The sequence below is a fragment of the Chryseobacterium sp. P1-3 genome, from assembly GCF_000738495.1.
GTDB lineage: Bacteria > Bacteroidota > Bacteroidia > Flavobacteriales > Weeksellaceae > Chryseobacterium > Chryseobacterium gallinarum.
This window is the reverse complement of record NZ_JPEQ01000004.1, coordinates 361,640-377,238: the sequence shown is the minus strand read 5'-3', so window position 1 is coordinate 377,238 and position 15,599 is coordinate 361,640. Positions and strand designations below refer to the sequence as shown.

General features: G+C 36.1%; 9 protein-coding genes and 3 pseudogenes. 3 read left to right on the top strand and 9 right to left on the bottom strand.

Annotated features, from left to right (window positions below; genetic code table 11):
- Positions 1-4: 4 nt before the first annotated feature.
- Positions 5-1,234 (top strand): ABC transporter permease, encoded by a 1,230-nt coding sequence (locus HX13_RS04530; RefSeq protein WP_050020077.1) that lies wholly within the window; start codon positions 5-7, stop codon positions 1,232-1,234.
- Positions 1,235-1,358: 124 nt separating this feature from the next.
- Positions 1,359-2,360: a PLP-dependent cysteine synthase family protein gene (locus tag HX13_RS04525; RefSeq protein ID WP_050020076.1), complete on the top strand. Its 1,002-nt coding sequence runs from the start codon at positions 1,359-1,361 to the stop codon at positions 2,358-2,360.
- An 83-nt stretch (positions 2,361-2,443) separates the two neighbouring features.
- Here the strand turns inward: HX13_RS04525 and HX13_RS23400 are convergent, their stop codons facing one another.
- The 4 genes and pseudogenes from HX13_RS23400 to HX13_RS04505 form a co-directional block, all read right to left on the bottom strand.
- Positions 2,444-2,641, bottom strand: a complete 198-nt coding sequence (locus HX13_RS23400) for a hypothetical protein (RefSeq protein WP_050020075.1) — start codon at positions 2,639-2,641, stop codon at positions 2,444-2,446.
- Positions 2,610-2,972, bottom strand: a complete 363-nt coding sequence (locus HX13_RS04515) for a hypothetical protein (protein ID WP_050020073.1) — start codon at positions 2,970-2,972, stop codon at positions 2,610-2,612. The genes HX13_RS23400 and HX13_RS04515 overlap by 32 nt, the downstream gene beginning before the upstream one ends.
- A 39-nt stretch (positions 2,973-3,011) precedes the next feature.
- Positions 3,012-3,314: a chaperone modulator CbpM gene (locus tag HX13_RS04510; RefSeq protein ID WP_050020072.1), complete on the bottom strand. Its 303-nt coding sequence runs from the start codon at positions 3,312-3,314 to the stop codon at positions 3,012-3,014.
- Positions 3,271-4,240, bottom strand: a pseudogene (locus tag HX13_RS04505) (DnaJ C-terminal domain-containing protein). The gene HX13_RS04510 and the pseudogene HX13_RS04505 overlap by 44 nt, the downstream one beginning before the upstream one ends.
- Positions 4,241-4,333: 93 nt before the next feature.
- On the opposite strand from HX13_RS04505, the pseudogene HX13_RS04500 reads away from it, so the two are divergent.
- Positions 4,334-5,534, top strand: a pseudogene (locus HX13_RS04500) (dicarboxylate/amino acid:cation symporter).
- A gap of 33 nt (positions 5,535-5,567) precedes the next feature.
- Here the strand turns inward: HX13_RS04500 and HX13_RS23395 are convergent.
- The 5 genes and pseudogenes from HX13_RS23395 to HX13_RS04480 all read right to left on the bottom strand — a co-directional run.
- Positions 5,568-5,702, bottom strand: a pseudogene (locus HX13_RS23395) (DUF779 domain-containing protein); the annotation flags it as partial.
- Positions 5,703-5,853: 151 nt separating this feature from the next.
- Positions 5,854-7,536, bottom strand: a complete 1,683-nt coding sequence (locus HX13_RS04495; protein ID WP_050020461.1) for a RagB/SusD family nutrient uptake outer membrane protein — start codon at positions 7,534-7,536, stop codon at positions 5,854-5,856.
- Between the two features lie 12 nt (positions 7,537-7,548).
- Positions 7,549-10,395, bottom strand: coding sequence for a SusC/RagA family TonB-linked outer membrane protein (locus HX13_RS04490; RefSeq protein WP_050020070.1), 2,847 nt, complete (start codon positions 10,393-10,395; stop codon positions 7,549-7,551).
- A gap of 627 nt (positions 10,396-11,022) precedes the next feature.
- The gene (locus HX13_RS04485; RefSeq protein ID WP_050020069.1) at positions 11,023-12,450 is read right to left on the bottom strand and encodes a RagB/SusD family nutrient uptake outer membrane protein; all 1,428 of its coding nucleotides are present in this window, start codon (positions 12,448-12,450) and stop codon (positions 11,023-11,025) included.
- 17 nt (positions 12,451-12,467) lie between these two features.
- Positions 12,468-15,341 (bottom strand): SusC/RagA family TonB-linked outer membrane protein, encoded by a 2,874-nt coding sequence (locus HX13_RS04480; protein WP_050020067.1) that lies wholly within the window; start codon positions 15,339-15,341, stop codon positions 12,468-12,470.
- Positions 15,342-15,599: the final 258 nt, after the last annotated feature.

Here is a 15,599-nt window from a genome sequence, read left to right as displayed (position 1 = left end):
AAGCTTGAAATTTCCTTTATATTTCTCTAGAAAAATAGCATTTTCCAAAGATAACAAAAATAACCTTTCGAGGGTTATCATCTTCATTGGCAGACTTTCTGTAGCTTTAGGGATCATTGTATCCTTAATCACGGTGGCTACCGGTTTTGGTTCTAAAAAAGCTATTAAGGAAAGACTTGCAGATTTCAGCGGTCATATTACTGTAAGATCTACCCGATCCAATTCTTCATACAACACTTCCGTTCTTGATAATCAGGGGTTAAATCTTCCTAAAATAAAAGAGCTTCCGGATGTGGAAAGTGTTCAGAAGTATGCAACAGTAACGGGAATTATGCGGAATGAGCATAGCTTTGCCGGAATTATTTTTAAAGGAATCGGGAAAGATTTTGACAGCGCAAGATTTAAAAAATTTCTCATTGCAGGAACTACTCCTAAGGTGACTGAAAAAGGATTCAATAACAATGTTACCATTTCACAAAAGGTGGCCAATGATCTTCATCTTAAACTTAACGACAGTATTGTTACCGTATTTTCAAAAACCGACCAGAAACCTATCTACCGGAAATTCAGGGTTATCGGAATTTTCAAGACCGACATCAAAATGATAGATGATCAATTTGTCATTGGTGGTATCAATCACGTAAGAAAAATCCAGGATATGAAACCTGATGAAATCGGAGGTGTTGATATCTTCCTTAAAAATGTCAATGACATTGATAAAGACTTCCCTGAAATTGAGAAACTGATCGGTTATAAAAACTATGCAGAGAAAGCCACTGAAAAATTCCCTCAAATTACTGATTGGATCAGTATTTTCGATACCAATATTGCTTTGATTATCATTATTATGCTGATTGTTGTGGTAATTAATATTATTATGGTTCTTTTAATTCTTATTATTGAAAGAACTAATTCTATTGGTCTTCTTAAAACTTTAGGGGCAAGCAATTCCCAGATTAGGGCGACCTTCATCAATTATACGCTGATCATCATGATTCCGGGGCTTTTATACGGAAACGCCATTGGACTGGGACTTATCCTGATTCAGAAATTCTTTGGAATAATCAAACTCAATCCTGAAAATTATTATGTGAGTACGGTTCCTGTGGACCTCAACCCAATCGCTATTATTTCTATTTCCGTAGGGATCCTGATTATTTCCGGGCTGGCTTTGATCATTCCCAGCTATCTGATCAGTAAGATTTCACCGGTAAAAGCCATTAAATATAATTAGAAATTAAAAACAGGCTGCTGTTAAATATTGTTGATCAATCCTCTTCAATATATAGCATCCATCTATCAGTCTAAGGTATGGATAATTTTAAAAGCATTATCTTTGCACCGCATATAAAACATTTATGAAATACGCAAAAAATATTCTTGAAACTATAGGAAATACACCCTTAGTACAACTTAACAAAGTATTGGGAGAAGATTTTCCTGCACTGGTTTTAGCAAAGGTAGAAACATTCAATCCCGGGAATTCCGTAAAGGACAGAATGGCTCTTAAAATGATAGAAGATGCCGAGAAAGATGGCAGACTAAAACCGGGAGGAACCATCATTGAAGGAACTTCCGGAAATACAGGAATGGGACTGGCACTGGCTGCTATCATCAAAGGATACAAATGTATTTTTGTGACCAATTCTAAGCAATCAAAAGAAAAATGTGATATTCTTCGTGCCGTAGGAGCTGAAGTAATCGTTTGTCCTACTGATGTAAAACCAACTGATCCGCGTTCTTATTATTCAGTTTCCAAAAGACTGGCTAAAGAAACGGAAAACGGATGGTATGTAAATCAATATGATAATTTATCCAACAGAGCGGCTCATTATGAATCTACAGCACCTGAAATCTGGGAACAGACAGAAGGCAAGCTGACTCATTTTGTGGTAGGTGCCGGAACCGGAGGTACCATTACGGGATGTGGGACTTTTTTTTCAAAGAAAAAAAATCCGGATATTAAGGTAATTGGAGTAGACACTTATGGTTCTATTCTGAAAGAATTCCATGAAACCGGGGAACTGCATTATGATCATGCCTATACCTATATTACAGAAGGAATCGGGGAAGATATTATCCCTGAGAACTATGATATGTCGGTGATTGATCATTTTGAAAAGGTAACGGATAAAGACGGAGCTATCTATGCAAGAAAGCTGGCAAAAGAAGAAGGAATTTTCTGTGGATATTCTGCCGGTAGTGCTATTGCTTCTCTTGTTCAGATGAAAGAGCAGTTTACCAAAGATGATGTCATTGTGGTTTTGCTTCATGACCATGGTTCCAGATACGTAGGAAAAATCTACAATGATGAGTGGATGAAGGAAATGGGCTGGCTGGAAGAAAGCAAGGAAGCCTAAGAAAGCAGATAACGAATTATTATAGGCAAAAAGCCATTCGTATATAATAAAAAACGGGACAAAATTTTGTTCCGTTTTTATTTTTATTGTCTGATATTTTCTTTCAATGTTTTCTTGAGAAAACTGTATTCCTTATCACTCATTGATTTCTTTGGAAACATGTAACTGTATTTTCCATCGAGGGAAATAAATTTTTCATTAACCTCAAAATGCTCAAAATCTTTCCACTCACTGGTTTCTTTTTCTCCATCAATGTTGATGGTAAAAAAATTTCTGATCAAACCTGATCTCATATATTGTACAGTTTTCAATGAGGTTCAGGTAATGATTAACCTGCTTTTTCCATCTTGAAACTTTGTTGATGCTTACAGAAAGAAAAACAGCGCAAAGTAAAAGTATAAAACTTAAAAAGTATAAAATACCTACATTATCTTTACCTAAACTATCTTTAAATAGAAAGACGACCAGTACAACAACAGCTGCAGCAATAGTTGTTATCGTCTTGCTTTTTGTGGTAGGCGAAAAAAGCAGACTGCCCTGATTACCATTAAAATAAATATCTTCAAAATTCTTTCTGTCTGATTTTAGTCTGATCACCTTTTCCTCGCTCATAGTTTGTATATAGTTTGTTGTAAAAGCTACAAAACTAAACTAAATATCTTCATATTCATTATTTATGGCAGAAAGTTTATTCATCAGCTCTCTGTTTCTTCGTTTGAGAGCTTCCAGCTTTTTCAGCATATTATGAATTACTTCTAAACCAGGCAGGTTAATTTCAAGATCATAGTACCAATTCGCAAACTTCTCCAGCTCAGGTAAATCTTCATACATTAAATAACGGATGTTATCTTCTGTCTGTACATGAAGCAGGCCGTAATCTACCAATTCGTCAAAAAAAGTGACTTCTATATTATATATTCTTACGAGTTCTTCCCGTGATATTCTTTCGCTCATGACCTAGGAATTTTTTCAATTGTTCAAAAAGTTCTTTCTGCTTTTCTGTAAGGTTGGTAGGCAGCTTTACTTCATAGGTTACAAATAAATCACCATACTGTCCTTCTTTTTTATAGACAGGAAACCCTTTTCCTTTCAATCTTACCGTAATCCCGGATTGGGTTTCCGGCTTCACTTTAAGATTAACACTTCCTTCCAAAGTATTGACTTTAACCTCACCTCCTAAAACCGCTGTATATAAATCTATGGATACTTTCGTTTTCAGATCATCACCAATCCTTTCAAAATTGGGATCTACCGGAATGTTAAATGTGATATAGAGGTCTCCGTTCGGGCCACCATTTACTCCCGGATTTCCGTGGCCTTTCAATTTGATCTGCTGGCCATCGTAAACTCCCGCAGGAATTGTGATTCTTACCTTTTTGCCATTGATCTCAAAAGTTTGCGGATGAGTTTTTGCGGCATCTCTTAAATTTAAATTCAATTCAGCATGTATATCCTGTCCTTTGAATTTCCCTGAGGCACTTCCCCGGGAACTTCTGCCAAAGCCTCCGCCCGCACCCCCAAACATATTCTGGAAGAAATCTGAAAAATCTTCACCTTCTCCAAAATCCGCTCCTGAGAATCCTCCTCCATAGTCATAGTGGCTTTGCTGCTGGTACTGTCTTTGTTGTTGCTGGGCTTTTTCATATTCCTCACCGTGTTTCCAATGTTCTCCGTACTTATCATATTTAGCACGGTTTTCGGGATTGCTGAGTACTTCATTAGCTTCGTTGAGTTCCTTAAATTTTCTTTCAGCTTCTTTGTCGTCAGGATTAAGGTCCGGATGCAGTTTTCTTGCCAGTTTTCGGTAGGCTTTTTTTAATGTCATCCTGGGTTGCGCTTTTATCTACGCCTAAAATCTTATAGTAATCTATATAAGCCATAGAAACGATGTTTACTCAAATTTATGAATTTTAGGTCTGAAAATTGTATAAAGAAATGTTAAAAATAAACCTATCTTTGATAAAAAGCCCTGCATGAAAGAGGTATTAAAAAACTATTCCGGAATTATATTTTTACTATTAGGAATTATCGTTGGAAGCATTATTGGTATTGTAGCCCCAGGTTTTGTAGAATACATTAAGCCATTGGGAGACATTTTTCTTAATCTTCTTTTTGTAAGTGTAGTTCCTCTGGTATTTTTTGCCGTTTCCAATTCTATCGCTTCGCTGGAACAGCAATCTAAGTTTGGAAAAATCATCCTTGTGATGGCTCTTACATTTTTATTCTTTATTCTGACGGCTGCTATTTTTACAATTTGTGCTGTCTACCTGTTTCCTGTTTCGGGAGTTTCCGGCAGTTCAGAGTTAATAGCAGAAGCTGCCGACAATGATACGTGGGGAAACCGGATTGTAAGTTTCTTTACGGTAGGAGAATTCACGGAACTGTTCTCAAGGAGAAACATGCTGGCTCTTTTGGTATTTGCTTTTTTAACAGGTTTTGCAGCCAGAAAAACCGGGGAGAGAGGAGAACCTTTCAGGGTTTTTATTGCTTCAGGATATGAAGTTATGAAGGAACTGCTTTTATTGGTTATGAAGCTTGCGCCTATTGGTTTGGGAGCTTATTTTGCTTATCAGGTTGCTACATTAGGTCCGCAGCTTTTTGGGTTTTATGCTAAACCGCTGGGGTTATATTATATTGCAGGAATTATCTACTTCATTGTCTTTTTTTTCTATTTATGCATTCATGGCGAACGGTCAGAAAGGGGTTAAAAGTTTCTGGACAAATGCGATCTACCCTACCCTTACAGCTATCAGTACCTGCAGCAGCTTTGCCACAATGCCTGCAAACCTGCAAGCTGCCTCAAAAATAGGTATTCCAAGTTCAATAGCCAATCTGGTTATTCCTATCGGGACAACACTTCATAAAAACGGATCTTCCATGTCTTCCATTATTAAAATTTATGTGGCATTTTTAATTATAGGGAAAGATTTTTTTGATCCGGCCAACCTGCTTTTAGCTTTAGGAATTACGGTTTTTGTGAGCATCGTAGCCGGTGGTATTCCTAATGGAGGTTATATTGGGGAAATGTTAATGATCTCAGTGTATAAGCTCCCTCAGGAGGCAATTCCCGCAGTTATGATCATCGGAACCTTGGTAGATCCCCTGGCTACAGTTTTGAATGCGGTAGGAGATGTTGTTGCCGCTATGTTTGTCAACCGGTTTGTGAAGGTCTGACTTCTCTTGATTGTTTAACGGAAACTCTATTGCTTATTCGCTTCGCTGCATAGGTTCCAGGTTTTTATATTCTTTAGGCGTAAAAAGTCTGTAATGAATCTTAAATGTTTTGCCTAAAGGAGTTTCCAGTGAAAATCCGTCGGTCACATCCAGAGTAAAATGAGGATAAACCGAGCGAAAGAATTACTTACCAGTAAAAACACCATCAAGGAAACTGTTTTTCTGACGGGATTTTCAGAGAATAACCCTGGGGTAATCCGTTAGAAAACGGATATAAAAAAGCCCCGAAGTAAAACTCCGGGGTTATTTTTAATAATGATTAGTAACCATCATTTTGTTTTACATTCGGGTTAGCCGAAATTTCCTTAATTGGAATAGGTAATGTATATCGGTAATCACCATTTACAAGGTTTTTAACCGGGATGATATCATCCGTGTCATTTCTGTCCATGCTAGCATTAGCCAATCCCCCAAGTCTCTTAAGGTCAATGAAACGATGTCCTTCAAGTGCCAATTCAATTCTACGCTCTTTCAAGATATCAGCATAAGCTAATTGTGCAGTTGAATAAGCAGGTGTTATCGCTGCTCCCTTGAAATTTCTTGCCTCTCTCACTTGTTGGATTTTATCATGAGCTGCCGTAAGGTTTCCTGCTGCCACCTCAGCTTCTGCTATAATGAAATACATCTCTGACAATCTGAAAACTTTAATGTCATTTCTGGTTGATGTACTTAGTTTTCCCGGGTACTTGTCAATCACCAATGCATCATCTCTGGTAGCTCCCGCTGCTGCATTAGCGTAATCAGTATTTGGTTTTGATGAAGGATCAACGTAGGCATACTTTCTGATATCACCAGGAATATTCTGGAACAAGTTATATAAATTTCTTCCCCAGAACCACATTGGAGATCCCTTAATGTTGGACTGGTTTGTATTCCACTTCCCACCAATAGCAGCACCGGCTCCTAGAGGAAGTCTGTTAAGAGAGAAGATAGTCTCACCGTTATCCGAATCAGCCCACATTCTTCTGTATGGGTTGAAAGATCCTCCTACAATACCATTTCCAGTTTTTTCATCAATTCCTCCGTAGAATGCAATATCCCATTTGTCAGTAGTCTCCGGTTCAGTAAAATCTCCGGATTGGAAAACAGAACCATCAGCTTCAGTAACTGGAACTTGAGCATTGGTTCCTGTAATTGGTCCTGCTGCCGTAAGAGAAAGGCCTGAGCCGCTGATTACCAATTCTGCATATTTCTTTGCTAACGCCATCTCTCCTCTGTAAAGGTTAAAACGAGCAGCAACAGCATTTACAAAACTCTTATCAGCAAAATATCTTCTTGGAGTTGTAGCGTTGCTTAAGATCTCTCTTGCATAATCTAAATCAGCATTAATGAAGTCATATACTTCCTGGTTTTTCGCTCTTGGTAACTGAGCTTCTGTAGATGGTATATCTTTCAGAAGAATAACTCCTAAAGCATTAGGGTTTTTCATATCACTAGAAAAATATGCCTCTAACTGTACATAGCAATATGCTCTGATTGCTCTTGCCTGCGCAAGAATTTCATTATATTGTTTTTGCTCTGTTGCAGAAGCAGGTGTAATTTTCTTTGCCCCTTCCAGTAGTCTGTTCACTCTGTTGATTACTCTGTAATTGTTCAACCAGATTCCATCACTTGCAACGGTACCTACTGTACCTCCTGTTATAACAGGGCTGGAAGGATCAAGGAAATGTCTGTGCAATGTATATTCCTGTCCTCCACTACCAGATCCCGGCTTTACTTCGTCTGTAAATACAGCGGTAAAATAAATTTCATCAATCGGATCCAACTGAGCGTATACAGATCCGTTTAAAACTTCATTAAGGTTAGCAACACTGGTATACAGGTCTTGTTCCTGTAACTCTCCCGGCTGCTTTATATCCAATGCATCCTGACAGCTGGTTAATGCAAATGATGCAGAGGATAAGGTGGCTACAACTAATATTGTGTTTATAATTCTTTTCATAATTCTTCTCAATTAAAAATCAACATTTAAACCTACAGATACGGTTCTTGGGTTAGGATAAACATTTAGTGAATACGAAGTAATCGGCTCCGGATCAAATCCTTTCCAATCTGTCCATGTATAAAGGTTTTCTGCCTGAACGAATACTTTAATACCTCTTACCGGCAATTTACCTAATTGATCTTTGCTAAAGTTATATCCTACTGTAATATTCTTCAGTCTTATGAAATCTGATCTGTGTAAGAATCTGTCTGAAGAACCTAAGCTTAGGTTACTCGCTTTCAAGGCAGGTACATCCGTGTCTCTGTTATCAGGAGTCCAGGCATTCAGTAAGTCAGCAGAAAGGTTTCTGTTGGCAGCAGCACTTGGGTCCATAATCCATGATTGTAAGTTGTCATAGATCCATCCTCCTTGCTGGAAAGAGAATAATGTGTCAAGGAACCATCCTTTATGTTGGAAATTGAATCCGAAACCTCCTGTAAACTTAGCATATCTTGATTTTCCTGTTAACACTCTGTCTGCAGAGGTTGGAGCTTCAGTAATGTTTCCGTTTTTGTCAAGGAACTGTAAGTTTCCGTTATCACGATTTACCCCAACATAGGTATATAACTGATATTGTCCGGCAGGTCCACCAATAGCATTTACCACATCTCCTGCAAGGTTTTCGCTATTCATGGAAACAATCTTGTTCGAGTTGTATGCTGCGTTGGCGAAAATAGATAGTTTGGTATCCTGGTTTCTGATCACATTATATTTGATCAATCCTTCAATCCCTTTGTTATCAAGGACTCCGTCGTTACCTCTGATTGAGTAGTATCCAGTAACTGATGATTTCTGAAGATCATTGAACATTCTTGATGTTCTTTTCTGATAGTAATCAACACTACCTTCAATCAATCCTTTATAGTTGAAATCTAATCCAATATTGCTTTGTTTCACCTGCTCCCACTCTAAGTAAGGGTTTGATAAGTTAACAAAATTATACCCTAACATATTCTGATATCCTGAGAAACCGTTATATAAGTCAAGGAAGTTATTTGGAAGTAAAGCTAACGGGTTACCGTTATCCGTAGCAATTCCTAAATTCTGGTTACCGGTAGTACCGATCGATGCTCTTAACTTAAGCAATCTGAATCCTGAATTCGCCATGAAATCTTCTTTGTCGATATTCCATCTTGCTGCTACTGACCAGAAAGTCTCCCATCTGTTGGTAGGAAGGAAACGGTAAGAACCATCTCTTCTTACAACTCCACTTACCCCATATTTATCTTGGAAGTCATAGTCCACTGTTGCAAAGTAAGCTAATGTACCGGCTGTTACTTTTGAAGCACTGTTAGAAGGTCTGTAAATGTTTGGTGTATCGGGATTAAAAGGAATATAACCTGTTCCTGCACCAAACTCCCACTGTAATGGATTCAGACCATTTTGTCTCTGAGAAGTTGTACTGACATGAGCTTTGATATAATCCAAGTACGCAGCAGCAGTAATGGTATGATCTCCAAAAGATTTATTGAATGTAATATTCGTAATACTGTTGAATGTTAAATCTCTTGTTGTAGTGAAGTCTTCATTCCCTCCATATCTGGATCCATCTGAATTAGCAACACTGATAGAAAGGTATCCTAGTGGAGATCTTGCAAAAATTCTCTCATACTGTTTATACTCGATTCCTGTTCTGTTTCCAACGCTCAAGTAGTCTGTAATTTTATAGTTTACGTTAGCGTTAGCAGAGATACTTAATTCTGTAAACCTGTTTCTGATTCCACCATTGATGTTATCCTGAAGAATCCACTGTCTGTTGTTAGACGCATCTCCTTTGATAGCGTTATATAACTCCTGTCCATTAGCATAGGGAGATGGTCCGATATATGGTCTTGAAAGAACTCCCCCGAATAAAGGGTTCTGAAGCGTGTTATTGGCAATACCTGTATTGGTTTCATCATCCAGCTGGTTTCTTTTCGAATATCCTAACCCCATGATAGCCCCGAAGGATAATTTTCCATCTTTAGACTTACCGTTAAGGTTGTTTCTCATGGTAAACCTTTTGAAGTCTGTAGACCTTACCGTACCTTCACTATCAAGATATCCTAAAGATAAAAAGTTATTGATGTTTTCGCCACCTCCGGTAATTGACAAGTTATGTTGTTGGGAAATACCAATACGGGTAAACTGTTTGTTCCAGTCTGTATCTACTCCCCAGTTGTTAATCTCATCACGAGATAAGGTTTTACCTAAACCGGTTTGTAAGTTCTTTTGAAGATGTAACAATTGCTGAGCATTTGCCATATTGTAGTCCGCATTAGGTAGCTTACTGAAAGAACTCAAAGCGTCATAAGAAACTTTTAGCCCGGAATTAAACTTCCCACCTTTTGTTGTAATAACCACTACTCCATTCGCAGCTCTGTTTCCATATATTGCTGTTGCCTGAGCATCTTTCAGGATACTGAATGTTTCAATATCATAAGAGTTTAAGTTTCTAAACTGAGATCCGGAAGTGATCACCCCATCCACAACATACAAAGGATCTGTAGAACCATTCAGGGAACTGGCACCTCTGATCAGGATATTGAATTTACCAGAACCCGGAGACCCTGATGCTGAATTCACTACAATCCCCGGAGCAGTACCCTGGATTGAGTTTAGCACAGAGATATTCGGTCTGTTTTCTAAAGTTTCAGCACCCACTGTTACCGAAGATGTTGTAGTTTTAGCTTTCGTAGCCGTTTTGCTATATCCTAACACCACTACTTCCTCAATTTTAGTCTCCTTGTCTTTCTTAGAGTCTTTTTCCTGAGCGAATGCAGCCTGTCCTGTAAAAAACAAAACTCCGGCTGTCAAAACACGTAACTTCACATTCATATTAACACATTTTAATATATTCAAGTGACAAATATGTTAATAAATATCTACAACATCAATTTATTAAAAGCCCAAAACCCGCATCTACAAAGGGAATATTCACAACGATCTCAAAAAAAAACGTAAAGAATACATTTTATTATATTTAAAAAAATTAACAAAAAATAAAGCATTTGGAATATTAATAGAATTTTAAGAAAAAGTAAAATTAAAACCAAAGTACATTAATTAATTAAAAATATAGAATAATTTAAACCTTATTTCTTATTTTAAAGAAAAATTTCAAAATATTTTTTTCTGTTTTTAAACTAAAAACAAGGAAAACAACACTAAATTTTTGTTAAAAAAAGAGGATAATAACCTAAAAAAAGCTCTCTTTTAACTTGCTCCATAAAATTAAAATTAATTTTCCATTAAATTTAACAACAAGATTGACAGTTTTAAGGCTTTGATTATAATTGTTTTTGATTGTGAAATGGAAAAGTATTTTTTTCTTCTTAAATAACAGAATAATTCAGTATTTATCATTAGTTTCATTATTGCTATCGATAAAAATATTTAAATAAAAAAAGAGAGAATACCTTTAAATATATTCTCTCTTATGCAATATGTATTAAAATTATTTAATTAATAACCGGGATACTGTGACAGCAGGGTATTAGTGTTAAGTTCAGATTGTGGTAAAGGAAAAGATTTAAACTGTACTTTTGAAGTGGTAAGTTCAACTTGTGTTTGCGGGTTTTTAAAATCAATTCCATTTCTTTTCAAATCACTGTATCTAAAACCTTCTAAAAACATTTCAAGATTTTTTTGCATTAAAATCTCTTTTAACAAATCTGTTCCTGTACCGGCATAAGTATAATCGGGATCCCTGTAAGTTTTCATCCACACGTTCAATTTGGTTAAAGCTTCCGTAGGATTTATATAATAAAGTGCCTCCAATTGATTAAAAACTGCTTCTGTTTTTCTTAATACAACAACATCCCTATCACTTACGGTATATTTCATTACATCTACAGGTTTTGGATTATCATTCAAAGTCTGCACATATCCTGTATTTCTGTACCATGTTCCCTTTCTAACATCATTCCCTCCTAATTTAGCAAAGAATGTTTGGGTAGCATAATTTTGTTTATATCTTCCTGTAGAAGTCCAGGTTGAAGTAATTCCATCATTGGCACCAGGCAAATCCAGTGCATTATAATCAACTTGGAAAATTATTTCTTTACTAGTTTCACCTGCTACCGTAAAAAATTCTGCGACGCCTGAAGAAGGCAATAAAGTATAAGCCGCATTATCTAAAACTTTTTGAGAGTATATATTGGCCTGACCATAATTTTTGACCGCCAGATAATATCTTGAAAATAGTAAGTCAACAGCTATTCCATTGAGCTTTTTATTGCCATTATTAGTTCCAATTAAGGTGCTTGCCTTCGTAAGATCTGAAAAAATCTGATCATATACCTGCTTTACACTTGATCTAGGTAAATTTGTTCCAGGCTTAAATTGTAAAGGTAGCGGAACTCCAAGGTCAGGATTTGAGCCATTAAAGTTATCACTATACAATGTTACTAATGTCTGAAACGCCATAGCCCTTATAGCATACGCCTGTCCAAACAAATTACCAGGTGTTCCTGGAGTATTAGGATCATCGGGAATTTTACCTTCATAACTAATAACAAAATTAGTATTTGCAATAATTTTATACAATGAATTCCACAACGTTCCTATGTCTCCATTATTTTGAGTATAAAAGGTAAGATTAGGATCTCTTGTAGTTGAAAACCTATTTGAATTTACTAGCGCTACAAAAGCATTATCACCAAGTAGTTCCTGTAATGTTGGCAATAAAGCACCATAAGAATTAAGTGTTCCATCCCCATTAGTCTGGCAAAGACCGTATAAACCGTTAACTGCTGTATTTAATATCATCTCATTAGTAATTGCCTGATCAAGAGGAAGTGTTACTGGGGGAAGCTCCTCAGAAAAATCACTTTTACAAGAACTTACTATAATTGCAGATAATAATATTAATAAAATTTTTATTTTTTTCATTTTTACACCTTAAATAATTAAAAATCAACTTGTACACCGAAAACGAACTGTCTCATATTGGGTTGTGTCATATCAAAAACACCCAAATTAGACACAGTATAATCATATGCGTTCGAGTTTGCTTCAGGATCAAAACGAAGTCTTTTATCAAACGCATACGTATATAAATTCACTCCCCTTACGTAAGTATAAATGCCTCTAATATTTGGTATATTAAGCATAGAGCCTTTGAATGTATATCCTAGCTCCACATTTCTTAATCTGATATGATCTCCTTTATATAAATATCTTGTAGAATTTGTGTTTGAAGATCTATTACCGTTATACATTTGTTTGGGCATTGAAGCATTGGGATTAGAAGGACTCCATGAATCATATAATGCTGCAGTAGTTGTATTTACTGTTGGAAAAGCTCCATCTGACTCATAAACAAATCCCCATCTGTCCCATACTGAATAATCTCCCTGATAGTTAATCATAAATGAAAACTTAAAATCTTTATAAGTAAACTCATTGATTAAACTAGCAACATGCGTTGGCAAAGCTTTTTGACCGGTAAAAGACAGTTTTGCTTTGTTTAGGTCATTCGTAGTAGCAGTTCTTGTTTCATCAACATACCATAATGGATCACCATTAGATGGATCTACACCAGCCCATAATCTGGTGTAAAATTCAGAGGGATTGTGTCCTGGAAAAAAAGCCTTTAAGCCGGGAATGACAGTCGGAGTAGGATCTCCTTTTATGTAAGTTACTTTAGAATCATTATAAGAATAATTCCCCTTGATATCCCAAGAGAATGATTCAGTATTTATCCGATATCCTAACAAAACTTCAAATCCATTAGATTTAACTTCTGCCTGGTTTTTAATGACTGAACTGAAACCTGTAGATGGAGAAATTGGAACATCGTAAACCTGATCTGGATTTATATTGGAATAAACATCAAATGTTCCATAAAAGCTTCCTTTTTTGCCTAATGAAAAGTCTAGTCCTATATTTCTTTTCTTAGATTTTTCCCATATCAATCCATCTGGAGCTCCAGGAGTTGATATAAATCCGGCATTTGTTTGAAGATAATTTCCAGATAGGCTATATTGAGGATATTTAGCATATGGAGTTGCAGCTTGATTTCCATTTTCTCCATAACTTGCTCTTAACTTCAATGTATTAATAAAAGATGGTAAAAAATTCATCTTTCCTAAATCAAAACTGATTCCCACACCAAAGAAATTCCCTGCCTTTGTATATCCCGAATATGTATCTCTTCTGGCAGACCCTGTGATGGTGGCAAACTTATTATATGTGTATGATGCCCTTGCAATATATCCTACAAGCGTCCAGGCGTCAGTTCGGCCGGTTGCAGCTGTTACATTTGCAGCAGCATCCGCATATCGAATTCTTGAACCTGCAGGAAAACCTCTTTTTGTAAAAGTATTATATTCCAGCGTTCTTTTGGTAGACTCCATACCAAAGGAAGCCGAAATATCATGTACTCCTGCAAATGTCTTATTGAAATTCAAAAAGTTATACCAGTTCCAGGTAAAGAAATTCCTTATGCTTTTAAAGTAATATCCATTTCCATTAGTATTTGAAGGCTCATACCCATCACCAAAATCCGGATTCCAATAGATAAACTCGTTTCCTGATGTATTATCAATACCAAAGTTTGAATTAAATGTTAAATAAGGTAATATTTTATAATCAATATTTAATGATGTAAGTACTTTATCAAATGTTCCTTTTGTCAAATTTGTTCCAGTTAATGCCAATGGATTAAACTGCGGATTCAGATATACTAAATTTAAGTTATAATTACCATCATCTAAATAAGGATTTTGCGTTGGTGACAGCAATAATCCAGAGAAAATCGGGTTCGCATACGATGATGCATCAGATGGACCTGCCTGTATAGTTCTTGACAAATTGGTCGACAGCGTTATATTTAATTTATCAGTAGCTTTCCAATTTGCTTTAATAGTGCCTGTATATCTGTCAAAAACAGCATCATAAGAAAGACCTTCTTGTTTTAAGTATCCTAATGAAGTATATATTGTAAAATCCTGAAAACCTCCTGAAAAACTTAAATTATACCTATTCATGATTGGAGAGTTTCTTCTGGTTAATTTTCTCCAATTAGTATCAGTAACGCCATCCCACTTTAATATCTGGGTTTTACCATAATCAGTAGCTTCCTGGAGATCTGCAAATCCATTTACTGGATCTGTATTGGGGTACCTGTTATATAAGGCTTGTCCCAGATAGTTAACATGCTCCTGAGCATTTAACATATTTAATTTGTCAAAAGCAATATTTGCAGTCCCTATTTCGCTAACGAACTGTAGGTTGGATTTTCCTTTTTTACCTGATTTGGTAGTGATGATTATAACCCCATTTGCACCTCTTGACCCATAAATAGCTGTTGCAACGCCGTCTTTTAAAACTTGTACATCCTCAATATCAGCTGGATTGATTAAAGATAAAGCATTCTGAGTTGTTAAAGCTCCGGAAACATCGCCGGATTGCACCGGCACCCCGTCAATAATATACAAAGGATCGTTTCCAGAAGTCAATGAAGAGATTCCCCGAATCAATGTAATTGTAGATGCTCCCGGTTGCCCAGAACTAGCACTTGACATTAACCCTGCCACCGTTCCTTGCAAAACATTATCAATTGATACTGCAGAAGGTTTATTTAAAATATTTCCCGATACTTTAACCAAAGAGCCAGAGGACTGCTCAGGGGTCATTTTTATTCCATAAGAACCGGTAATAATTACCTCATCAATTTTATTTTCTTTAGGAATAGTATCATTACCAGCCTTCTGCGCCCATGCAGCCTGCCCAATAAAGAACAAGGCACCGACACTTAGTACTTTTAATTTCACATTCATAATTAACAGATTTTAATATATTCAGAAACAAATATGTTAATTAATATTAACAATTTCAATTTACAAAGCATTGAAATACAATTAATTAAACAGTATGATTTCCGTTAAAAATCAACAAGAATGCTCAACAAAGAAGTGATATATTGTAAAAAAAACAAAAAAATTTCTTCGTTAAAAGATATTAACAGAATTTTTAAGAAAGTTTTTAAAAAATTTTAAGAAGTATCATAGAACTCGAAAAAAAATATGAAAAAAAAA